This is a genomic window from Corynebacterium sp. zg254, assembly GCF_024701495.1.
GTDB classification, from domain to species: domain Bacteria; phylum Actinomycetota; class Actinomycetes; order Mycobacteriales; family Mycobacteriaceae; genus Corynebacterium; species Corynebacterium zhongnanshanii.
The window spans coordinates 84,316-105,718 of sequence record NZ_WIAR01000003.1 but is presented as its reverse complement, the minus strand read 5'-3'; the positions used below and the strand labels follow the sequence as shown (position 1 = coordinate 105,718).

Genomic DNA, 21,403 nt, shown 5'->3' with positions numbered 1-21,403 from the left:
GCGCCGCTGAGCGCACATAACCATTGCCCACTCCCTATTTGATGACACATCGTTCATTACGACAGGAACTATGGAAAAGAAAAAGGCCCTCCGAATCGCCGGCATCGTAGCGCTGGTATTGGTTGCGATTTACGCCTTTGGCCTGCTCACGGACAACACCCGGGGCTATGACAAGGTGGAGACCTCCATTGCGTTGCAGCAGCTGGATTCCAAGAACGTCAAGGAAGCCCAGATCAACGACCGTGAGCAAGAGGTGCAGCTGGAGCTGAAGGAACCCATCACGGTTGAGGGTAAGGAGGGGATCCAGAAGATCATCTCCCAGTACCCGGCACGCGCGTCCCAGGATGTGTTCACGGCGGTGAAGGGCTCCGAGGCGGAGAAGTTCAACACGAAGGTCACGCAGGATAGCTTCCTGATGTCCCTGCTGACGATGCTGCTGCCGGTGCTGTTGATGTTCGGCCTGCTGATCTTCCTGTTCACCCGCATGCAGGGCGGCGGGGGCGGCGGCATGAGCCCGTTCAAGATGGGCAAGTCCCGCCACAAGCAGCTGAACAAGGACAACCCGGAGAACACGTTCGACGACGTGGCCGGCGCCGACGAGGCCGTGGAGGAGCTGGACGAGATCCGCGATTTCCTGTCCGACCCGTCCCGTTATGAAAAGCTGGGCGCGAAGATCCCGAAGGGCGTGCTGCTGTATGGCCCTCCGGGAACGGGTAAAACGCTGCTGGCACGCGCCGTGGCCGGGGAGGCCGGCGTTCCGTTCTTCAGCATTTCCGGTTCAGACTTCGTGGAGATGTTCGTCGGTGTGGGTGCCTCCCGCGTCCGTGACCTGTTCAAGGAGGCGAAGGAAAATGCGCCGTGCATTATCTTCGTCGATGAGATCGACGCCGTCGGCCGCCAACGCGGCTCCGGCATGGGCGGCGGCCACGACGAACGTGAACAGACGCTGAACCAGCTGCTGGTAGAGATGGATGGCTTTGGCGACCGCGAGGGCGTGATCATCATGGCCGCCACGAACCGCCCGGACATTCTGGATCCTGCGCTGCTGCGTCCGGGCCGCTTTGACCGCCAGATCCCGGTCACGAACCCGGACCTGGCGGGACGCGAGCAGATCCTGCGCGTCCATGCTCAGGGCAAGCCGTTGGCCTCCGATGTGGATTTGAAGTCCCTGGCGAAGCGCACCGCGGGCATGTCCGGTGCGGACCTGGAAAACGTGCTGAATGAAGCGGCGCTGCTGACCGCGCGCGTGGACGGCAACGTGATTACGGGCGATGCGCTGGAGGAAGCCACGGACCGCGTGGTGGGTGGACCACGCCGTTCCTCCACGATCATCTCCGAGCATGAGAAGAAGGTCACCGCCTACCACGAGGGTGGTCACACCTTGGCGGCATGGGCCATGAAGGACATTGACCGGGTGTACAAGGTCACGATCCTGGCCCGCGGGCGCACGGGTGGTCACGCGATGACCGCCGGCGACGACGATAAGGGCATGTACAACCGCTCGGAGCTGTTCGCCCGCCTGGTGTTCGCCATGGGCGGCCGTGCGGCCGAGGAATTGGTGTTCGGCAATCCCACGACGGGAGCGTCGGCAGATATTGAGATGGCCACGAACATCGCGCGCGCGATGGTGACCGAGTACGGCATGAGCCCGCGCATCGGTGCGGTGAAGTTTGGTAAGGACGAGGGCGATCCATTCAGCGGTCGCGGCGGCGGATCCAGCTCGGCGCCGTCCCCGGAGGTCGCGGCGATCATCGATGAAGAGATGCGGATGCTCATGGACAAGGCGCAGAAGATCGCCTACGAGGTCTTGAGCGAGAACCGCGCATACCTGGACCGGTTGGCGGAGAAGCTGCTGGAGAAGGAAACGCTGCGCCGCCCAGACCTGGAGGCGATCTTCGGAGATCTGGAGCCTCGGGAGGTGCGCGACATTTTCCCAGGGCAGGACATCGACCGTCCGAAGGACTACCGCGAGCCGGTGAAGACTCCGGTGGAGCTTGCCCGCGAGCGTGGCGAGGAGCCGCCGAAGCGCAATGACTTCTTCTCCGCAGCACGGAAGGCCCGGATGGAGCGGCGGAAGAAGGCTCAGGAGGAGCACCTGCGTGGTGCTGCTCCGGAGCAGACGTCCCAGCCGCAGGGTCAGGCTGCCCCGCAGGGTCCGGCCCAGCCAGCCCCTGCGGAGCCGGAGCGTGGCTTCCAGCTTCCGGAGCACGAGCGCCCGGATAACCCGTGGACCTCGGACGACGCGCCGACCCGCCAGATCCCAGCGCAGCCGGAGACCCCGGCGCAGCCGAAGAACGCAGCGCAGCCGAAGAACGCAGCGCAGCCGAAGAACGCGGAGCAGAGCAGCGGTGGGCGCCATCATAAGGAGCAGCCTTCGGATAATCCTTATGAGCGCTACCCGCTGGATGAGAACGACAAGTAGCACCCTTTTTGAAGAATCGATTGTAAGCACGTGACTGATACGCAGCAGGAATTTCCACAGTTCGACCAAGAGCGCGCCGAAGCCGCCATCCGTGAACTGTTATACGCCGTGGGTGAGGACCCCGACCGGGAGGGCCTCCGGGACACCCCGGCCCGCGTGGCCCGGGCTTATCGGGAGACCCTGTCCGGGTTGTACGAGGATCCGGAGGAGGTGCTGAACACCACCTTCAACGAGGAGCACCAGGAGTTGGTTCTGGTGCGGGACATCCAGTTTTACTCGATGTGCGAGCACCACCTGGTGCCGTTCTTCGGTAAGGCGCACATCGGCTACATTCCGGGGCCGGAGGGCAAGGTCACGGGGCTGTCGAAGCTGGCGCGTCTCATTGATGGTCTGGCGAAGCGCCCGCAGGTGCAGGAGCGCCTTACCACCCAGGTGGCGGATGCGTTGATGACGAAGCTGGGCGCCTCGGCGGTGATCGTGGTGATTGAGGCGGAGCACCTGTGCATGGCGATGCGCGGTATCCGCAAACCCGGTGCGAATACGGTGACCTCGGCGGTGCGGGGCGGTTTCCAGACCAACGCGTCCTCCCGCGCGGAGGCGATGGCGCTGATTCATTCATGAGTTCCCGCAGCACATCCCAGGCCCCCACGTCCGCCACGCAGGTGATGGGCATCCTCAACGTCACGGATGATTCTTTCTCCGACGGCGGCCGCTACGTCGCGGTGGACAGCGCCCTGGCGCATGCCCACCAGATGCTCGCCGAGGGGGCGGACATCATCGACGTGGGAGGAGAGTCCACCCGCCCCGGCGCCACCCGCGTGGACCCACAGCAGGAGGCCAGCCGCATCCGCCCGGTGATTGAACAACTGTCCGCGATCAATACAGTCACCAGCATTGATACGATGCGCGCCTCCACCGCGGCTGTGGCGGTCGAGGCGGGCGTGCACTATCTCAACGACGTCAGTGGCGGCCTGGCGGACCCGGACATGCTCACGGTCGCAGCCCAGTCCGGCCTCCCGATCATCCTCATGCACTGGAAGGCGGACACCTTCGAGTCCGCCGCCGGCTACGAGCAGCACGGCGACATTGTGGCGCATGTCCGCGAGTTCCTGCTGCGCCGCGTGGACGCCGCGGTGGCCGCGGGTGTGGCACCGGAGAAGGTCATCGTGGACCCCGGCATTGGCTTCGCGAAGTCCCCGCAGGACAACTGGCGGCTGCTGCAGGCCACGGGCCAGCTGGCCGGCGAGTTCGCTGACCAGGGCCTCAGGATGCTCATCGGAGCGTCCCGGAAGCGTTTCCTCACCGCCCTGCGCCCCGCTGCCGATGGTGCGCCCGGCGACCCGTCGTCTGCCGACGACGCCACCGCGGCCGTCTCAGCCATTGCCGCGATGCAGGGTGCGTGGGCGGTGCGTGTGCATGCCGTGGCGCCGTCGCGGGCGGCGGTTGATGTAGCGTATGCGGTAGCAACCGGATCCGGACCGGACGTGCCAGAGGATTGGAGGGCCCGCCGTGGCTGACCGCATTGAACTGATGGGCGTGGAGGCCTTCGGCTACCACGGTGTGTACGAGCACGAGAAGAAAGCCGGCCAGAAGTTCGTGGTGGACATCGTGGTGTGGACGGACTTCCGCACCGCGGCGGATACCGACCGGCTGGGCCACACGATTTCCTACGTGGATCTGGCGAAGATCGCCGTGGATGCGATCGAGGGGGAGCCGTTCGACTTGATCGAGACGCTGGCTTCCCGCATCGCGGAGCGGATCCAGGACATCGAGGGCGTGCTGGCCAACGAGGTGACCGTGCACAAGCCGCAGGCGCCGATTAATTATCCTTTCGCGGATGTGCGCGTGGTGGCTCGCCGGTCCGGGAAAACCCCCACCGCTTAGCACCGCAACCAGGGAAGGGGTAAGTGCTGTGTCCACATACATCGCCGTGCTGAGCTTGGGCAGCAACATCCCAGGGGACTTCGACTCCCCGGCGGGCCAGCTGACCCACGGGCTGGAGCTGCTGGAACGCGCCCCCGACGGCGAGCACCTGGAGATTGTGGAAACCTCCCGGGTCTTTGCCACTCCTCCCTGGGGAGGCGTGGAACAGGAAGATTTTTGCAACGTCACTGTCCTGGTGCGCACGTCCCTGCCGCCGCTGAGTCTGCTTCATCATTGTCAGGAGGTTGAGGAGGCTGCGCTTCGGCGTCGGATTATTCGATGGGGGCCACGCACCCTGGACGTGGACATCGTGTGGCTGGCGCGGGAGGAGCCCGGCGCCGAGCCCGTGCAGATCGAGTCCCCAGACGCGGCGGGGCACACGCAGTGGGGCGAGGAGTTGCTGGTGCCGCACCCCTATGCGCATCAGCGGGCGTTTGTGCTGGTGCCGTGGCTGGATTTGGAGTGCGCGCGCCAGCCGTGGTGCCTGCTGAAGGGGTCGACAGTGTCTGAGTGGCTTTCTATACTGGATGCTCACGAGGTGGAGCAGGTGACCGTGCATGAGTGACAAGCGTTCGCAGATGACGCCAACCGCGCTGAGCTCCCTAGCGCTCATCGCCGGGGTGGCGGTGCTGTTCGGCCTGGTCATCGCGCTGAGTTTCTATGGGGATCTGGGCCCCATCAATGTCGTTAATTCCTCCATCCTGTGGATCATCGCCGCGATGTGTCTGGCCGCAGCGGTGGTGGTGCGCAAGAAGATTGCGGACGGGATGATCGGCCTGGACCGTTCCCAGATGAACCCCATGACCGTGGCGACGTGGATGAACATGGGCAAGGCCGCCGGGTGGGTTGGGGCAGGCTTTGCGGGGGCGTATGCCGGCGTCGGTATCTATGTCATGACGCAGTACGCCACGCTCACCGCGGCGCAGGATGACACACCCGGCGTGGTGGCGTTCGTCCTGGGAGGCCTGGCGTGTGCCGCCGCGGGGGTGTTTTTGGAACGCTCCTGTGTTGCTCCCCCGTCTGATTCGGATGCTGATGGCATTCGCGGTATGGGGCGCGCTTCTGGGGTAGAGTGATCCCATGACTTACTCGCAGAATGGACCGCGATCGCCACAGGAGGATGCGATTCCTTCTACTCAAGGTTCCTCCAGGGGCGTGTCAAAGTTCCTGGTGTTTGGCCTGGTTGTCTTGGCTCTTATTGCGAGCTTGTTGATGCTGTACTTCGATTCCGAAGTGTGGCTGAAAATTGCCGTGATCACGGCGTTGTGGGCTGGTTTCCTGGGGGCCGTGTTGGCGACCCGTTACGCGTCTCAGTTGGATTCTATTGAGGACGACGCCCGGCTCCGCGACATCGCCCACCGCGCCGAACTGGACCGGGAGAAGGCTGAGCATCGTGAACGCGAGGCGAAGCTGGCGGAGGAGTACAAGCAGCGGGAGTCCCGTACGCGGGACGAGCACATTGAGGCGCTGCGTTCCGAGCTGGTGCAGATGCGCATCCAGTTGGCGAAGATGTCTGGCCGAGAGTTTCCTGAGGATGAGCAGGCTGCGGTGCAGGCTCATGCGGAGCGTATTCGTGAGCTGGATAGCGCTGCGGCCTCGGAGGTTCTGAACCCTACGCGTAATGCGGCGAATCGGGATCGCGCTAATGTGGCGGCGCCGTCTCCCGCGGCTCCGAAGGCGGAGCCGCGGAAGCCGGGTTCGGGTTCCTCCTCCTTTAGCACGGGGTCCTTCGCGGCGATTAGTTGGACGGGGCAGGATGCGGAGGAGACCGCGCAGATTCCTCTGGTGGTGGACACGTCGTCGATGGACAGTGCTGCCCACACCGCTGCGCATACGCCGTCCCATGCCGCATCCCACAGTGCTGAGCACGCTGCTGAGCACGCTGCCCAGCCAGACTCCACTGAGTCTGGTTCCGCTCAGCCCAGCCACCACCGTCACCGCGCCCCGGAGACCCCGGAGGCGCAGCCTACCGGCGGCCGTCGCCGCGCCGATGATTCTGAGCGCAGCTTGACGGTGGCTGAGCTGATGAGCCGTTTCAAGAAGTAATCTGTCACACGACGTGTAAGGCCCTGTGAGGTTGAAGGCCCTATGAGCATTTCGGACGCGCAGGCGCCACAGTTGACCGTGGGCATTATCTCGGCGGGGGCTGTGGGCGTTGCCGTGGCGGAGGCCTGTCTGCGTGCGGGCCACCACGTCCATGGCGTGGTGGCGCGTTCCGAGGCGTCCCGCGCGCGGGCGGCCGAGCGCATCCCGACCGTTCCCGTGGTGTCCGTGGAGCAGGCCGCCCAGGCCGCGGTGGTGATCCTGGCGGTGCCGGATCCCCAGCTGCCCACGGTGATTGAGCAGGTGGCGGCGGTGACTCAGGCCGGCCAGATCGTGGCGCATACGTCGGGGGCGTTGGGCTGCGAGGTGCTGCAGCCCGTCACGGACACGGGGGCGCTCCCGCTGGCGCTGCACCCGGCGATGACGTTCACGGGCGAGCCCGCGGATGCGGACCGCCTGGCCGGCTGCGCATGGGGTGTGACCTCCGATTCGGGCCAGGGCGCGGCGGTGGCCGAGCTGCTGATCCAGTCCCTGGAGGGCGTGCCCGTGCCGGTGCCGGAGCAGGGCCGCGCTGCCTATCACGCGGCGATGTCCCATGCGGCGAATCACACGGTGGCCCTTTTAACCGACGCTCAGCGCATGCTCGACCACGCCCTCCTGTCCCCTGACGGGGACGAGCAGTCGGCCGTGTACCCGAATCCCCAGAGTGGTTTCCTGTTGCGCCGCTTGGTGCACGCGGCGGTGGACAACGCGTTGGATCAGCGCATCGATGGGTTGACGGGGCCCGCTGCGCGCGATGACGCGCAAGCCGTGTTGCGTCATATTCAGGCGCTCCGCCAGTTGGGTGGGGGGATGACGATGTTGCCGGAAGCGTATGTGCATGCGGCGGAGCGTACGGCGCAGTTGGCGGGGGCCCTGGAAGTGGAGAGGGTGTTGGCGGAGTACTACTCTTGGGATTCATGAGTGACTCAACCGCTACTTCGTCCACCCAGCCCTTTGAACGTGGCACCGCGAAGGTGTTCACGGAGATTGCTCCGCTGTCTCAGCTGACCCGCGCGATGCGTAAGGCTGGCCGGCCGGTGGTGTTGGTGCCCACGATGGGTGCGCTGCACGAGGGGCACGTGTCTTTGGTGCGGTCGGCGCAGCGCATCCCGGGTGCGCTGGTGGTGGTGAGTATCTTCGTGAACCCTCTGCAGTTCGCCGAGGGTGAGGACCTGGATGCGTATCCGCGCACGCTGGAGGCGGACGTGGAGAAGCTGAAGGCCGTGGGCGTGGATGCGGTGTTCGCGCCGTCGCCGCGGGAGATGTACCCCAATGGTCCTCGCACCACCATTCACCCCGGTCCCGTGGGCAGCATCTTGGAGGGGGCGCACCGGCCCACGCACTTTGCTGGGGTGTTGACGGTGGTCAATAAGCTGTTCGCGATCAGCAACTGCAACCACGCGTTCTTTGGGGAGAAGGACTATCAGCAGCTGATGGTGATTCAGCAGATGGTGACGGATCTGAACATGGATGTGCAGATCCACGGGGTGCCCATTGTGCGCGAGGCCAATGGCTTGGCCATGAGCTCGCGCAATGCTTACTTGTCTGCCGAGGAGCGGGAGCTGGCGCTCACGCTGTCCGCGGCGCTGACGGCGGGGTCCTTCGTGGCGGATAAGGGTGCCGAGGCTGTGCTGTCGACCGCCCGGGAGATTCTGGATGCGCAGCCGCAGATCACGGTGGATTACCTGGAGCTTCTGGGCGCGGACCTGGGCGAAGTCCCGGAGCAGGGGGATGCTCGTCTGCTGGTCGCCGCGCGGGTGGGCAGCACGCGCCTGATCGACAACGTCGGTGTGCCGCTGGGCACGGGCTTCAAGGGCCTGGACGAAGGTAACCCAGCCGAGGGCAACCCCGCAGAATGACAGCTGCCCTGCCCCTGGTGGCCGGGGACTACCGCGCCACCATCGATCCCGTCGGCGCCGGCCTGCACAGCCTGACCTTCCGAGGCCGCGATTTGGTGTTGAGCTATGACATCGCTCGCCATACGCCGGGAAGCCCTGCGCCCCATTCCTCCGGCGCGATCCTGGCGCCGTGGCCAAACCGCACCGCGGACGCCCGCTTCACCTGGGCAGGTCACACCCACGAGCTGCCGATGACGGAAGCTCAGCGCCGCAACGCGCTGCACGGCCTGGTGCTGGACAAGCGCTGGGAAGTGGAGGAGCACCGCGACCCATCAATCGCGCTGACCTGCAGCATCGGGCCAGAACACGAACCACATGCCCCCTGGCCGTGGCCACTGCACCTGCGCGCGACCTACGCGCTGGACGCGGCCGATGGCCTGTCCGTCACCCTCGCCATCACCAACCAGTCCGATGAGGACTGTCCCGTGGGCGTGGGCTTCCATCCCTATCTCAGTGCGATGGGCGCGCCCCTGGACAGCTCGGAGCTCACGATTGGTCTGGGGGAGTGCGTGGAACTGGACCCGGACCGCCTGCTGCCCACGGGCCGCAGGCTCCCCGCCGCACAGACCCTGCCCGCCGCCGCGCAGGGGCTGGCGCAACCCATGGCCGGTATTCGGTTAGACCACTGCTATGAGGGTGCGCTGGGCGTCGTATATTTTGTCGATGACAACGGCGAGGGAGTGTCGCTGCACCCCGACCCCGCATTGCGATATTTTCAGATATTTACCGCCGACCCGCAGCTCGGTCACGGCTACCCCGGCGTGGGGCGCGCACTAGCCGTGGAACCTCAGACATGTCCCCCGAACATGCTCAACACCGGTGAGGGGTTGCATACCCTGTGCCCTGCGGAAACGCTGACCACGGGCTATCGTCTGCGCGCGATTCACCCCAGCGCGTAGGCCACGGCCCGCGCCCACGGAGGGGATCAGTAGGGGATATGTCACAGTATTTTCTCTTTATCGGGCAGGAATGAACGGTCTAGACTGAGAGCGATTTCATTCCCATCCCTACGAAAAGAAAGCTTCCCCACATGCCGGCAGATGCATTGCGGCTGGACGCGTCCTGGATCGACTACGCGCTCGTAGCCCTCTACTTCCTGTTCGTTTTGGGCATTGGCTGGGCTGCAAAGTCCAAAGTCTCTAGCTCCATCGATTTCTTCCTGTCCGGCCGAGGCCTCCCCGCCTGGGTGACCGGACTGGCCTTCGTCTCCGCCAACCTGGGCGCGGTGGAAATTATCGGTATGTCCGCCAACGGTGTGGAATACGGATTCCAGACCATGCACTACTTCTGGATCGGCGCGATCCCGGCGATGGTGTTCCTGGGCATCGTGATGATGCCGTTCTACTACGGCTCCAAGGTCCGTTCCGTGCCGGAGTTCATGCGCAAGCGCTTCGGCAATGGCGCGCACCTGGTGAACGCCATTTCCTTTGCTGTGGCGCAGCTGCTCATCGCGGGTGTGAACCTGTACCTGCTGGCCACCATCGTGGAGGCGCTGCTGGGCTGGCCGCAGTGGGTGGCGCTGATTGTGGCCGGCATCATTGTGCTGTCCTACATCACCCTGGGTGGCCTGTCCGCGGCGATTTACAACGAGGTGCTGCAGTTCTTCGTGATCGTGGCTGCGCTGGCGCCGCTGACCATCATTGGCCTGAACCGCGTGGGCGGCTGGAATGGTCTGAAGGAGATGGTGAACGATGAGTCCCACTTCCACACCTGGCCCGGCACCGGCCTGTCCGGTTTTGAGAACCCAGTGTGGTCCGTGATCGGCATTGTGCTGGGTCTGGGCTTCGTGCTGTCCTTCGGTTACTGGACCACGAACTTCGTGGAGGTGCAGCGCGCGATGGCTTCCGATTCCATCTCTGCAGCGCGCAAGACCCCGATCATCGGTGCGTTTCCGAAGATGTTCGTTCCTTTCCTGGTGGTGCTGCCGGGTATGGTGGCGTCTGTGCTGGTGGTGGACCTGGTGGAGGGCCACGCGAAGCCGAATGACGCGATCCTGTTGCTGATGCGCGATCTTCTCCCGAACGGATTGTTGGGCATTGCGATTGCGGGTCTGTTGGCCTCCTTCATGGCCGGCATGGCTGCGAACATTTCCGCGTTCAACACCGTGATTTCTTATGACATCTGGCAGACCTATGTGGTCAAGGACAAGTCGGACGAGTACTACCTGAAGTTCGGCCGCCTGGCCACGGTGGGCGCCACCCTGATCGCCATCTTCACGGCGCTGCTGGCGAAGAATTTCGGCAACGTGATGGACTACCTGCAAACGCTGTTCGGCTTCTTCAACGCCCCACTGTTCGCCACGTTCATCCTGGGTATGTTCTGGAAGCGCATGACCGCCACGGCCGGCTGGACGGGCCTGGTTGCGGGTACCGCCTCCGCCATTGCCTTCTGGTACGTGTCTACCTTTACCGACGCCACAGCGGGCATCTTCAATCTTCCCGGCCAAGGAACGGCCTTCGTGGCGGCAGGTATTGCCTTCGCGGTGGACATTCTGGTGTCCGTGATTGTGACGACGTTTACGCAGCCCAAGCCGGAGGCGGAGCTGGTGGGCTTTGTCCACTCGGTCACCCCGAAGGGCCACTTTGCGGACGTGACGGAGGCCTCCCTGCCGTGGTACCAGCGCACGGTGCCGTTGGGCGTGCTGTGCCTGGCCCTTGTGGTTACCTTGAACGTGATCTTTGCGTAAGCGCTTGTCTTGAAGTGACACACCGAGATAATGGAGTTAACAATGTCTGAGAACACCACTACTGCCTCCGGGGCTTCTGGGTCGTCCGAGTCTTCCGGTGCTGGCGCCTTTGATCTGCGCAATGTGATCGGCGCGCTGCTGGGACTGTACGGCCTGATTTTGCTGTGCGCCTTCTTCCTTGTGGATCCGGGCGTGGACGTGACCACGAATGAGCCGAAGGTGGCCGAGTACAACCTGTGGGCCGGGGTGGCCTTGGTCGTGGCCGCTGTGGTCTTTTTCCTGTGGGCGAAGCTGAACCCGATCACGGTGCAGCCGGTGCCCGAGGAGTCCACCCCTGCCGAATCTGAACAGCCTGCCTAAACCTTAAAAGGAGGAGTGATTCTTCGTGGAGCCCACTGGTTCCCATCCCGTCCGGGTGACCCGCACCGAGCTGTCCGATGGTCGCGAACTGCTGTACTTCGACGACCAGCCCAGCTTTGTGAGCGGCGAGCTCACCCGGGAGCTGAAAGATTCCCGCGAGCTGCCGCCGGCGCAGACCCAGTCCGAGATGCGGCAGGATCCGTTGACCGGCCAGTGGTACGCCTATGCCGCGCACCGGATGAACCGGACGTTCATGCCCCCGGCGAACGAGAACCCGCTGGCCCCCACGAAGCCCGGCGAGCTGCCCACGGAGATCCCCGCGGATGACTACAACGTGGTGGTCTTTGAGAATCGCTTCCCGTCCCTGTCCCTGCACATGGCCGATCCGGCGGCGCTAGAAGGCTGGGAGGATGGCTTCGCCCTGTCCTCGCGGCGCGCGGCGGCCGGGCGCTGCGAGGTGATCTGCTTTACCCCGGATGTCTCCCAGTCCTTCAAGGACGTGGGCTTCCACCGTGCCCGCACGGTGGTGGAGGCGTGGGCTCACCGCACCGCGGAGCTGTCCGCGCTGGAGGGGGTGGAGCACGTCTACCCGTTTGAAAACCGCGGCGAGGAAATCGGCGTGACGCTGCAGCACCCCCACGGGCAGATCTACGCCTACCCCTTCGTGCCGCCGCGCGCGGCAGAGGTGGCCGCGCGCGTGCGCGCCCACCGGGAACAGCACGGTACGGACCTGTTCGATGACCTGCTGGCCGAGGAACGCCGCGTGGGCGAACGGATCGTGGCCGAAGGCGAGCACTTCACCGCGGTCGTGCCGGTGGCGGCGAAGTGGCCGGTGGAGGTCATGCTGATGCCGCACCGGGCGGTGCCGAACTTCGCGGAGCTGACCGACCCCGAAAAGGACGAGCTGACCCGCATGTACCTGGACCTTCTGGCCCAGATCGACCGCTTCTTCGACGGAGTGGACAAGACCCCCTACATCGCCTCCTGGAACCAGGCTCCCGTGAACGCGCCGCAGGACGGCCGGCTGTACCTGCAGCTGTTTTCCATGATGCGCTCGGCCGGCCGGATGAAGTTCCTGGCGGGCTCCGAGTCTGGCATGGGCGCCTGGATTTCGGACACCACCCCGGAGCGGATCGCGGCGCGTTTCCGCGAGATCGCGTGACAGAAAGGCTGATCGCCATGACTACAGACCCCGGTGTCACTACCCAGTGGACCCGCACCCGAAGCACGGACACCGCCACCGTCGATGTGACCCGCCTGTTCGCCGAGCACTTCGGCGGCGAGCCCGCGGTGGTGCACTCCGCCCCCGGGCGCGCGAACGTGATCGGCGAGCACGTGGACTACGCCGCCGGCATCTGCCTGCCGTTTGCGCTGGAGCAGCGTACCTTCATTGCGGCGCGCCTGAACGACCTGGGCACCTACCGCCTGGTCTCGCGCATGCAGGACAGCGCCGGCCAGGAGTCCGTCACCACCGCGGAAGTACCGACGGGCGAGGTGGGCCCCGGCTCGCCGGCGGACTGGTCGGGCTACGTGGTGGGCACGATCTGGGCAGCGATGGACAACGGCACCATCCCGCCGCTTCCCGCGGGCACTGGCCTGGACCTGGCGATCGAGTCGGACGTGCCGCTGGGCGCGGGCCTGTCCTCCTCGGCGGCTCTGGAGTGCGCGGCGGGGCTGGCGGCCTGGACGCTGCTGACTACCCAGACCGCCCAGATCACCCAACCCACTCTCACCGACGCGATCCGCGAAGGCCTCATGCACGCCGCGATCCGCGCGGAAAACGACGTGGTCGGCGCCTCCACCGGCGGCCTGGACCAGCGCGCCTCCCTGTTCGCGACCCGCGCCCACGCGCTGGCCATCGACTTCGGCCGCGACGAGCACTACCAGGTCCCCTTCGACCTCGAGTCCCACAACCTCGCGATCTTGGTGACGAACACCAACGCCCCGCACACCCTCGCCGATGGGCAGTACGCCTCCCGCCGCGCCGTGATCGACGGCATGACCGCCTTCGTGCAGCAGCGCCTCGGCTACGCGAGCCTGCGTGACGCGGACGAGGCCGGTCAGGAGATGGCTGTGTTGTGCGCGCGCTGGGCGTCGGAGAATAATCAGGACGCGCACGTGGTGACCGACCGCGTGGCGCATGTGACGGGCGAGATTCGCCGCACCGCGCAGGCGATTGAGTTCCTGCAGGCGGGCGACATGGCCGCGCTCGGCAGCGCGATGACGGCCAGCCACGCCTCCCTGCGCGACCTCTACCAGGTCAGCTGCCCCGAGCTGGACCTGGCGGTGGACGTCGCACTCGCCACCGGGGCCCTGGGCTCGCGGATGATCGGCGGAGGCTTCGGCGGCTCGGCCATTGCGCTCGTCCCCGTTAAAACAACCGACGCCACAGCCTCCGCCATCGCCAGCGCCTTTTCCGATGCGGGTTTCCGTGCCCCGGAGTTTCTGGTGGCGCGCGCGGGCGACGGCGCGGTCTAGTCACGGCCGAGCCCGGCCGGTAATTAGGCATTGCCCGCGGTCGTGCGGGTAAGGTGGTACCCCGTGATGCGCACAATGCTGAAATCGAAGATTCACCGGGCCACGGTCACCCAGGCGGATTTGCACTACGTGGGGTCCTGCACCATCGACGCAGACCTCATGGACGCTGCCGACATCCTCGAGGGCGAGCAGATCGACATTGTCGATATTAATAACGGCAATCGCCTGACCACCTACGCCATCACCGGCGAGCGGGGCTCCGGCGTGATCGGCATCAACGGTGCCGCGGCGCGGCTGATTAGCCCCGGTGACCTGGTCATCATTATCGGGTACGGCATCTACAGCAACGAGGAGCTGAAGGACTACCACTCCCGCGTGATCTTCGTGGACGAGAACAACCGCCCGCTGGACAGCGGCGAGGATCCGGCGCACGCGCCGCAGGGCTCCGGACTGTGGGATCCGCGCCACCCAGGGCATGAGGACGCGCATTAAGCTATAGGCCATGCAGCTGAGGACTTTTTCCGATCTGGGGATGCGTTCCCTGTTGGTGCTGGGTGAACTCCCGGACGATACCCGCATGACCATTTCGCAGCTGTCGCGGGCACTCAACGCCTCGGAGAATCACGTGGCCAAAGTGGTGGCGAAGCTGGCAGACCTGGGGGTGGTGCTGGCGATCCGCGGCAGGAACGGGGGAGTGTCCATCGCCCCGGAGGCTCTGGATCGGGGAGTGGGAGATCTGATGCGGCAGCTGGAGGGGCCGGACGAAGTGGTCGATTGCGAGGGATCGCAGGAGTGCCCGCTGGTGCCGCGCGATTGCGAGCTGCGCCGGCAGCTGGTGGTGGCCCAGGATGCGTTCTATGATTCCTTGAATCGCAACACGGTGCGCTCCTTGCTGGAGCGCACGATTCCGCGCTCGGCGTTGGACGGGCCGGTGGGGCCGCGGCCGATTGGTTTGCCTGCGATGCCGGAGCGGTGAGTCGCCCGTGCTGCGTAGGTAGTGAGCGCCGTATGCAGTAGGCTAGGGAGGCGTGACTCAAGGAACTAATTCTGCCGCAAATACTCAAGACGATCTCCCAGAACAGCTGCGCATTCGCCGCGAAAAGCGCCAGCGCATTCTAGACTCCGGGCGCGAGCCGTACCCCGTCGAAGTGCCGCGCACGCACACCCTGGCCCAGGTGCGTTCCCAGTGGGCCGTGGCGAAGGAAGCCAAGGAGGGCGAGCCGGAGGTCATCATCCCCGAGGGCGCTACCGTCCTGGCTCCTGGCGAGGAAACCCAGGAGGTTGTGGGGGTCGCCGGGCGCGTGATGTTCGTGCGCAACACCGGCAAGCTGTGCTTCGCCACCTTGCAGGACGGCGACGGCACCACCCTGCAGGTCATGCTGAGCCTGGCTGAGGTGGGCGAGGAGCTGCTGGGCCAGTGGAAGAACGACGTAGACCTCGGCGACATGGTCTTCGTAGAGGGCCGCGTTATTTCCTCCAAGCGCGGTGAGCTGTCCGTGATGGCCCAGCGCTGGTTCATGACGTCCAAGTCCCTGCGCCCGCTGCCGGTGGCGCACAAGGAGCTCAGCGAGGACACGCGTATCCGCCAGCGCCACACGGACCTCATCATGCGCGAGCAGGCCCGTACCAACGCGATGACGCGCATCAAGGTGATGCGCGCCCTGCGCCGTTCCCTGGAAAACCGCGGTTTCTACGAGGTAGAAACCCCGATGCTGCAGACCCTCCACGGCGGTGCCGCGGCACGGCCTTTCGTGACGCACTCCAACGCGTTGGATATTGACCTGTACCTGCGCATCGCCCCGGAGCTGTTCCTGAAGCGCGCCGTGGTGGGCGGCCTGGACAAGGTGTTTGAGGTCAACCGTAACTTCCGCAACGAGGGCGTGGATTCCTCCCACTCGCCGGAGTTCGCCATGCTGGAGACCTACTCCGCCTATGGAACCTACGACGACTGCGCCGCGGATACCAAGCAGACCATCCAGGATGTGGCGATGGAGGTGTTCGGCACTCTGCAGGTGAAGTTGGTCGACGGAACCGTCTACGACTTCGGCGGCGAGTGGAAGACCATCGAAATGTACCCGTCGCTGAACGAGGCACTGCAGCGTAAGTTCCCAGGCCAGCCGGAGGTCACCATCGACTCCACGGTGGAGGAACTGAAGGACATCGCGAAGGTGATTGGCCTGGACGTGCCCGCCAAGGGCGGCTGGGGCCACGGCAAGCTGGTGGAGGAGATCTGGGAGGTCCTGTGCGAGGACCAGCTGGAAGGCCCGATCTTCGTGCGTAACTTCCCAGTGGAGACCTCCCCGCTGACCCGCCAGCACCGCTCGGAGCCCGGCGTGACGGAGAAGTGGGACCTGTACGTGCGCGGCTTTGAGCTGGCCACGGGCTACTCCGAGCTGGTGGACCCCGTGATCCAGCGCGAGCGCTTCGAGGACCAGGCCCGCCTGGCCGCCGGTGGCGATGACGAGGCCATGGTGCTGGATGAAGACTTCCTGGCCGCCATGGAGTCCGGCATGCCTCCGACAGCCGGCACGGGCATGGGCATCGACCGCCTGCTGATGGCTCTGACGGGACTGGGTATCCGTGACACGGTGCTCTTCCCGATCGTGAAGCCAGAGCGCGACAACTAACGCGCGCTATCACTACCCCCATTTTTGAGTAGTGACCCCGCGCGGCGCCTCAGCTCACCCGTATAGGGGGAGCGGTGGGCGTCGGCGCAGGTCATGACACGAAAGGCATCGCGTTCCACCTGCAAATTTTTTGGAGGTCCTAGTGATCCTCAAAAGAAATTGCCGAAAACGTGAGCCAGGCCATCTTTTGTTTTATGCTGTTCCTATAACTATCCACTCAACGCAGATTCACGCGTGTTTGTGTGCGTCTGTGTCAACTGCAGTGAAAGGTGGCCGCCTCATATGAGCGACCGTAGTAAGCGTGACGACTCGACCCCTGGCCTGAACAACATCAAACGCGATGCCATCGGCAACGTGATGCGTGTTCTGACCCGTTTCACCGGCTCCGAACTAGCCGAGAAGTACGGCCTCGGTCCCAAGATTGACCGAGTAGCCTACGAATCCACCAAGACCGGCATGCGCACCCTGGGTGCCGTGAACCGTCAGTTCAAGAAGATCAAGGGCACCGGCAAACCAGTCCGCCTGCCAAGCCAGACCCTGGACGAGAACAACGAGCCAGTACCAAGCACCGAGCCAAAGCCAGGCCGCGCTCCGTTCGACCTGAACCCCACCGAGGATCAGGAAATGATCGTGGCAGCCGTCCGCGAATTCGCCGAGGAGCGCCTGCGCCCTGTGGCTTCCGAGTGCAACGAGAAGGCAGAGCCAGCCGAAGGCCTGCTGGACACCGCAGCAGAGCTGGGTGTGGCACTCATCAACCTGCCTGAGGAGTACGAAGGTATCGCCAACGCCTCCGGCGCTACCACCAACGCCCTCATCGCCGAGGCCCTGGCCTTCGGTGACATGGGCCTGGCCGTGTCCATCCTGGCCCCAGCTGCCGTGGCGAACGTCATCACCAACTACGGTGACGATTCCCAGCAGAAGACCTACCTGCCAGAGTTCGCAGGCGAGACCTTCCCACCAGCAGCCGTTGTGGTCTCCGAGGCACGCCCACTGTTCGACCCATTCGTGCTGCAGACCACCGCTGTGCGCGAGGGCAACGACATCGTCATCAACGGTGTGAAGACCATGGTTCCGAACGCCGGCAAGGCTGAGCTGTTCGTGGTCGCCATCGACCTGGACGGCGTGAACACCTTCGCCATCGTGGAATCCGGCACCGAGGGCGTTGTGGTTGAGGCTGACCCATCCATGGGTCTGCGCGGCGCAGCCCTGGGCCGCCTGCTGCTGAAGGACGTCCGCGTTCCTGCGGCGAACCTGCTGGGCGGCACGGACCTGTCCGACGACGAGCGCAACGAGAACTATGCGGAGATCATCCGCCGCTCCCGCCTGGGCTGGGCCGCACTGGCTGCCGGCACCGGCGAGGCTGTGCTGGAGTACACCAAGAAGTACGTCAACGAGCGCGAAGCGTTCGGCGAGCCCATCTCCCACCGCCAGGCTGTGGCCTTCATGGTCGCCAACCTGCGCATCGAGCTGGACGGTCTGCGTCTGATCCTGCAGCGCGGCGCGTCCCGCCTGGACCAGGGCCTGTCCTACCACCGTGAGGCTGCGCTGGCGCGCCGTTTTGCGTCGGACAAGGGCATGGTCTTCGGCCTCGACGGTGTGCAGCTGCTGGGTGGACACGGATTCACCAAGGAGCACCCTGTGGAGCGCTGGTACCGCGACCTGCGCGCCATTGGTATCGCCGAGGGCGTTGTTGTTCTGTAAACCCGCTAGATAAGTGCTTATCAGTTAAGGAATATCACTCATGATTAATCTCGAACTTCCAAAGCGTCTGAAGGCGGGCGTTAACCAGGCGCACCAGGCAGCCGCTGAAATCTTCCGTCCGATCTCCCGCAAGTACGACTTGGCGGAGCACGCTCGCCCCGTTGAGCTGGACACCATGGCATCCCTGGTTGAGGGAATGACCGACGCCGGCAAGGGCATGGCAGGTGCTTCCGGTGGCCGGGCGGATGCCGGCAAGAAGCAGACTGAGGGTGTGAAGAACGGCGGCAACATGGCCTCCATTCTGAACATCATCGAGACCTGCTGGGGTGACGTGGGACTGACCCTGTCCATCCCTTACCAGGGTCTGGGCAACGCCGCGATTGCTGCTGTGGCGACCGATGAGCAGCTGGAGAGCTTCGGTAAGGTGTGGGCCGCGATGGCCATCACCGAGCCTCAGTTCGGTTCCGACTCCGCTGCCGTGGCTGCGACCGCTCGCCTGGATGGCGACGAGTACGTCCTGAACGGTGAGAAGATCTTCGTCACCGCTGGTGACCGCTGCACCCACGTTGTGGTGTGGGCTTCCGTGGACAAGTCCGCTGGCCGCGCAGCTATTAAGTCCTTCGTGGTTCCTCGCGATACCCCTGGCTTCGAGCTGGTTCGCCTGGAGCACAAGCTGGGCATCCGTTCCTCCGATACCGCTCACTTCATCTTGGACAACGTCCGCATTCCGAAGGAGAACCTGCTGGGCTCCCCTGAGGTGGACACCAAGAAGGGCTTCGGTGGCGTGATGGCTACCTTCGACAACACCCGCCCAATGGTGGCCGCTATGGCCGTGGGTGTTGCTCGCGCGTCCCTGGAGAAGCTGCGCGAAATCCTGACCGACGCCGGCGTGGACATCAACTACGACGCTCCAGCATGGGCACAGTCCGCTGCCGCGTCCGAGTACATCCGTCTGGAGTCCGATTGGGAGGCTGCCTACCTGATGACTCTGAAGGCTGGTTGGATGGCTGACAACAAGATGCCAAACTCCAAGGAGGCGTCCGAGTCCAAGGCGAAGGCCGGCCGCATGGCGACCGACCTGACGCTGCGTGCGGTGGAGATGGCTGGTGCCTACGGCTACTCCGAGCGTGAGCTGCTGGAGAAGTGGTCCCGTGACTCCAAGATCCTGGACATCTTCGAGGGTACTCAGCAGATTCAGCAGCTGATCGTGGCTCGTCGTGAGCTGGGTCTGTCTTCCGCTGAGCTGAAGTAAGAGCTGACAAGGCCCGGGCTCCGGGCTTGTAGCGGCCTGCTGTTGAGCAGGCCGCTTTTGCGTGCGGCCGTGCTACACCGGCGCGATGCTTAAGAACATGACACACTTAAGCCCCGGAAGCCCTCAAAACTGGTCTAGCTCAGAGGCTTCCGGGGCTTAACTGTGTCATTACACGGCGCTAGCCGCGTTAAGGCTTCGGCAGCTCCCGCGGAACCACCTTGCCCACGGCGTTGCGGGGCAGCTCGTCCATGAACACGAAGTAGCGCGGCACGGCGTGGCGAGCCAGCTTCTTCTTCACGGCCGCCTTGGCCTGCGCTTCGAACTCTGCGCGTTCCTCAGCGCTGATGCTGTCTGCGGGGCGTGCTGCGCTCACTCCGCTGGACTCGTGGTCCTTCAGCACAACCCATGCGCACAGCGCCTGGCCGAACTCTTCGTCTTCCACGCCGCGGATGGCGGCTTCGTGGACGTTGTCCATGGCGGCGAAGACGTCTTCGGTTTCCTGCGGGTATACGTTTTCACCACCGCAGACGATCATGTCGTCGGAGCGTCCCGCGATGAACAGCAGTCCGTCCTTCCAGTAGCCCAGGTCGCCGGTGGTGACCATGCCGTCGATGACTTCCTTGTCGGTGCCTGGGCGGGTGTAGCCTTCGAATAGCATGTCGTTCTTCACGAAGATGCGGCCGATTTCTTCGTCGGCGCATTCCTTGCCGTCGTCGTCCAGGATCTTCAACGTGGTGGCCATGGGTGGCTTTCCGGCGGTGCGTGGGTATTTCGCCATCTCGTCGGGCCGTGCGATGGAGGCCCAGGACACCTCGGTGGAGCCGTACAGGTTGTACAGCACCGGGCCGAATTTCTTGAACGTCTCTTCGATCACGGCCGGCGGCAGCGCCTCTCCGGAGGAGGCGATGACCTTCACGCCGGCGTCCATGCCTTCGGGTACTTCCTTCAGCAGGCGGCGCAGCATCGTCGGCACGATGGAGATCGCGTACGGCCGGTTCTTTTCAATGACCTGGATGGCGTCCTTCGCGGTGAAGCGCCGCTGCAGGATCATGGTGTTGCGCAGCGCCAGCGCCAGTTGGATGTGCGCGAAGCCCCAGGTGTGGAACATGGGTGCTGCCAGGAATACGGGGCGGTGGTGCTTCAGCGGGATGCGGCTCATGATGGAGCTGGCCGGCATGTAGGTTTTGGGCTCTGGTCGCCGCGCGCCCTTGGGGGTTCCGGTGGTGCCGGAGGTGAGGATGATGGTGCGTCCCATGCGGGGGCGGGCGGGGATGGTGAGGTTTTCTGGGGTGGTGCGCAGGACCTTGCGCAGGCTCGGCCAATCCTCGGATCGTGTGGCGTAGTTGCCGCTCGCTATGGCGTCGGTAATATTCGACGCCGCCGGCAGCTCCGCCTCAGCCTCCTCCGTGAGGCCTAGGGTGTCTCCGTTTTCCCAGGCGATGATGACGGGGCAGTCGTTGAAGTCTTTGGGCAGGAGCGGCAGGAATTCTTCGTCGATGAACAGGAGGTCGATCTTCTGCTCGTGCATCACGGCGCGGGTTTGTTCGGCGGAGGAGCCGGTGTTGAAGAAGACGATGTCGGTGCCGAGGCGGCCGTGGGCGCACAGGGCCATGATGAGGCCGCGGTGGTTGCGGCAGAGCACTCCGATGCGGTCGCGTTCGCGGATGCCGGTGCGGAACAGTGCGCGTGCCAGGGTGTTGACTTGGTTGTGGAGGTCGCTGTAGGTGATGGAGCCGGCGTCGTCGATGATGGCGGTGTGGAAGGGGTCGCGGCCGGCGCCGATGGCGAGGAGTCCTGCGGGGAGGAAGCGCCATTGGTAGATGCCTTTGAGGGCTTTGCCGGCGGCGGCGGGGGTCATGCTGCCGAGTACTCCGGAGCGGAAGAGGGGCAGGGTGCCTTTGAGGAGGGTTCCGGCGTTGCTGGCGTGGTCGGTGAGGGTGAGTTTGGGCGCGTGGGCTGCGTTCATAGGGC

General features: G+C 64.7%; 20 protein-coding genes. 19 read left to right on the top strand and 1 reads right to left on the bottom strand.

Annotated features, from left to right (window positions below; translation table 11 throughout):
• Positions 1 to 70: 70 nt before the first annotated feature.
• The 19 genes from ftsH (at position 71) to GC425_RS07980 (ending at position 19,432) form a co-directional block, all read left to right on the top strand.
• On the top strand, positions 71 to 2,422 hold the full coding sequence (ftsH, locus tag GC425_RS08070) for an ATP-dependent zinc metalloprotease FtsH (RefSeq protein WP_151844634.1): 2,352 nt from the start codon (positions 71 to 73) through the stop codon (positions 2,420 to 2,422).
• Between the two features lie 30 nt (positions 2,423 to 2,452).
• Positions 2,453 to 3,043 carry a GTP cyclohydrolase I FolE gene (folE, locus tag GC425_RS08065; RefSeq protein WP_151842545.1) on the top strand — a complete coding sequence of 197 codons (591 nt, stop codon included), beginning with the start codon at positions 2,453 to 2,455 and terminating at the stop codon, positions 3,041 to 3,043.
• Complete coding sequence (folP, locus tag GC425_RS08060) at positions 3,040 to 3,939, top strand: dihydropteroate synthase (protein ID WP_231699780.1); 900 nt, start codon at positions 3,040 to 3,042, stop codon at positions 3,937 to 3,939. The genes folE and folP overlap by 4 nt, the downstream gene beginning before the upstream one ends.
• The gene (gene folB, locus GC425_RS08055; protein WP_151842544.1) at positions 3,932 to 4,306 is read left to right on the top strand and encodes a dihydroneopterin aldolase; all 375 of its coding nucleotides are present in this window, start codon (positions 3,932 to 3,934) and stop codon (positions 4,304 to 4,306) included. Before folP ends, folB begins: the two co-directional genes overlap by 8 nt.
• A 28-nt stretch (positions 4,307 to 4,334) precedes the next feature.
• Positions 4,335 to 4,910 carry a 2-amino-4-hydroxy-6-hydroxymethyldihydropteridine diphosphokinase gene (gene folK / locus GC425_RS08050; protein ID WP_231699779.1) on the top strand — a complete coding sequence of 192 codons (576 nt, stop codon included), beginning with the start codon at positions 4,335 to 4,337 and terminating at the stop codon, positions 4,908 to 4,910.
• Positions 4,903 to 5,421, top strand: a complete 519-nt coding sequence (locus GC425_RS08045) for a DUF3180 domain-containing protein (protein WP_231699778.1) — start codon at positions 4,903 to 4,905, stop codon at positions 5,419 to 5,421. Before folK ends, GC425_RS08045 begins: the two co-directional genes overlap by 8 nt.
• Before the next feature lie 79 nt (positions 5,422 to 5,500).
• On the top strand, positions 5,501 to 6,391 hold the full coding sequence (locus GC425_RS08040) for a DUF6779 domain-containing protein (protein WP_151844633.1): 891 nt from the start codon (positions 5,501 to 5,503) through the stop codon (positions 6,389 to 6,391).
• Between the two features lie 42 nt (positions 6,392 to 6,433).
• Positions 6,434 to 7,351 (top strand): Rossmann-like and DUF2520 domain-containing protein, encoded by a 918-nt coding sequence (locus GC425_RS08035; protein ID WP_192930426.1) that lies wholly within the window; start codon positions 6,434 to 6,436, stop codon positions 7,349 to 7,351.
• A complete protein-coding gene (gene panC / locus GC425_RS08030; protein WP_151844632.1) occupies positions 7,348 to 8,289 on the top strand; it encodes a pantoate--beta-alanine ligase in 942 nt (313 codons plus the stop codon). The genes GC425_RS08035 and panC overlap by 4 nt, the downstream gene beginning before the upstream one ends.
• Complete coding sequence (locus GC425_RS08025) at positions 8,286 to 9,227, top strand: aldose epimerase (protein WP_151844631.1); 942 nt, start codon at positions 8,286 to 8,288, stop codon at positions 9,225 to 9,227. The genes panC and GC425_RS08025 overlap by 4 nt, the downstream gene beginning before the upstream one ends.
• Before the next feature lie 131 nt (positions 9,228 to 9,358).
• On the top strand, positions 9,359 to 11,014 hold the full coding sequence (locus GC425_RS08020) for a sodium:solute symporter family protein (protein ID WP_151842540.1): 1,656 nt from the start codon (positions 9,359 to 9,361) through the stop codon (positions 11,012 to 11,014).
• A gap of 42 nt (positions 11,015 to 11,056) precedes the next feature.
• Positions 11,057 to 11,374 carry a hypothetical protein gene (locus GC425_RS08015; protein WP_151844630.1) on the top strand — a complete coding sequence of 106 codons (318 nt, stop codon included), beginning with the start codon at positions 11,057 to 11,059 and terminating at the stop codon, positions 11,372 to 11,374.
• Positions 11,375 to 11,399: 25 nt separating this feature from the next.
• Positions 11,400 to 12,536 (top strand): galactose-1-phosphate uridylyltransferase, encoded by a 1,137-nt coding sequence (gene galT / locus GC425_RS08010; RefSeq protein ID WP_151844629.1) that lies wholly within the window; start codon positions 11,400 to 11,402, stop codon positions 12,534 to 12,536.
• A gap of 17 nt (positions 12,537 to 12,553) precedes the next feature.
• Positions 12,554 to 13,852 (top strand): galactokinase, encoded by a 1,299-nt coding sequence (gene galK, locus GC425_RS08005; protein WP_151844628.1) that lies wholly within the window; start codon positions 12,554 to 12,556, stop codon positions 13,850 to 13,852.
• 63 nt (positions 13,853 to 13,915) lie between these two features.
• Complete coding sequence (panD, locus tag GC425_RS08000; RefSeq protein ID WP_151842536.1) at positions 13,916 to 14,344, top strand: aspartate 1-decarboxylase; 429 nt, start codon at positions 13,916 to 13,918, stop codon at positions 14,342 to 14,344.
• Between the two features lie 10 nt (positions 14,345 to 14,354).
• On the top strand, positions 14,355 to 14,828 hold the full coding sequence (locus GC425_RS07995) for an Rrf2 family transcriptional regulator (protein ID WP_151844627.1): 474 nt from the start codon (positions 14,355 to 14,357) through the stop codon (positions 14,826 to 14,828).
• A 52-nt stretch (positions 14,829 to 14,880) separates the two neighbouring features.
• Positions 14,881 to 16,479 carry a lysine--tRNA ligase gene (gene lysS, locus GC425_RS07990; protein ID WP_192930425.1) on the top strand — a complete coding sequence of 533 codons (1,599 nt, stop codon included), beginning with the start codon at positions 14,881 to 14,883 and terminating at the stop codon, positions 16,477 to 16,479.
• A 282-nt stretch (positions 16,480 to 16,761) separates the two neighbouring features.
• The gene (locus tag GC425_RS07985) at positions 16,762 to 18,180 is read left to right on the top strand and encodes an acyl-CoA dehydrogenase family protein (protein WP_151842534.1); all 1,419 of its coding nucleotides are present in this window, start codon (positions 16,762 to 16,764) and stop codon (positions 18,178 to 18,180) included.
• Positions 18,181 to 18,220: 40 nt separating this feature from the next.
• On the top strand, positions 18,221 to 19,432 hold the full coding sequence (locus GC425_RS07980) for an acyl-CoA dehydrogenase family protein (RefSeq protein ID WP_151842533.1): 1,212 nt from the start codon (positions 18,221 to 18,223) through the stop codon (positions 19,430 to 19,432).
• Positions 19,433 to 19,619: 187 nt separating this feature from the next.
• On the opposite strand, the gene GC425_RS07975 is transcribed toward GC425_RS07980, so the two are convergent.
• Entirely contained in the window at positions 19,620 to 21,398 is a 1,779-nt protein-coding gene (locus GC425_RS07975) for an AMP-binding protein (protein ID WP_151844626.1), read from the bottom strand.
• Positions 21,399 to 21,403 lie beyond the last annotated feature (5 nt).

Bases quoted from the DNA above. Each gene is read 5' to 3' on its own strand.
- GC425_RS08020 (WP_151842540.1), top strand. From the start codon at position 9,359: ATGCCGGCAGATGCATTGCGGCTGGACGCGTCCTGGATCGACTACGCG.
- ftsH (WP_151844634.1), top strand. From the start codon at position 71: ATGGAAAAGAAAAAGGCCCTCCGAATCGCCGGCATCGTAGCGCTGGTA.
- folP (WP_231699780.1), top strand. From the start codon at position 3,040: ATGAGTTCCCGCAGCACATCCCAGGCCCCCACGTCCGCCACGCAGGTG.
- GC425_RS08025 (WP_151844631.1), top strand. From the start codon at position 8,286: ATGACAGCTGCCCTGCCCCTGGTGGCCGGGGACTACCGCGCCACCATC.
- GC425_RS07995 (WP_151844627.1), top strand. From the start codon at position 14,355: ATGCAGCTGAGGACTTTTTCCGATCTGGGGATGCGTTCCCTGTTGGTG.
- galK (WP_151844628.1), top strand. From the start codon at position 12,554: ATGACTACAGACCCCGGTGTCACTACCCAGTGGACCCGCACCCGAAGC.
- GC425_RS07985 (WP_151842534.1), top strand. From the start codon at position 16,762: ATGAGCGACCGTAGTAAGCGTGACGACTCGACCCCTGGCCTGAACAAC.
- panC (WP_151844632.1), top strand. From the start codon at position 7,348: ATGAGTGACTCAACCGCTACTTCGTCCACCCAGCCCTTTGAACGTGGC.
- GC425_RS07975 (WP_151844626.1), bottom strand. From the start codon at position 21,398: ATGAACGCAGCCCACGCGCCCAAACTCACCCTCACCGACCACGCCAGC.
- GC425_RS08015 (WP_151844630.1), top strand. From the start codon at position 11,057: ATGTCTGAGAACACCACTACTGCCTCCGGGGCTTCTGGGTCGTCCGAG.
- GC425_RS08035 (WP_192930426.1), top strand. From the start codon at position 6,434: ATGAGCATTTCGGACGCGCAGGCGCCACAGTTGACCGTGGGCATTATC.
- GC425_RS07980 (WP_151842533.1), top strand. From the start codon at position 18,221: ATGATTAATCTCGAACTTCCAAAGCGTCTGAAGGCGGGCGTTAACCAG.
- GC425_RS08045 (WP_231699778.1), top strand. From the start codon at position 4,903: ATGAGTGACAAGCGTTCGCAGATGACGCCAACCGCGCTGAGCTCCCTA.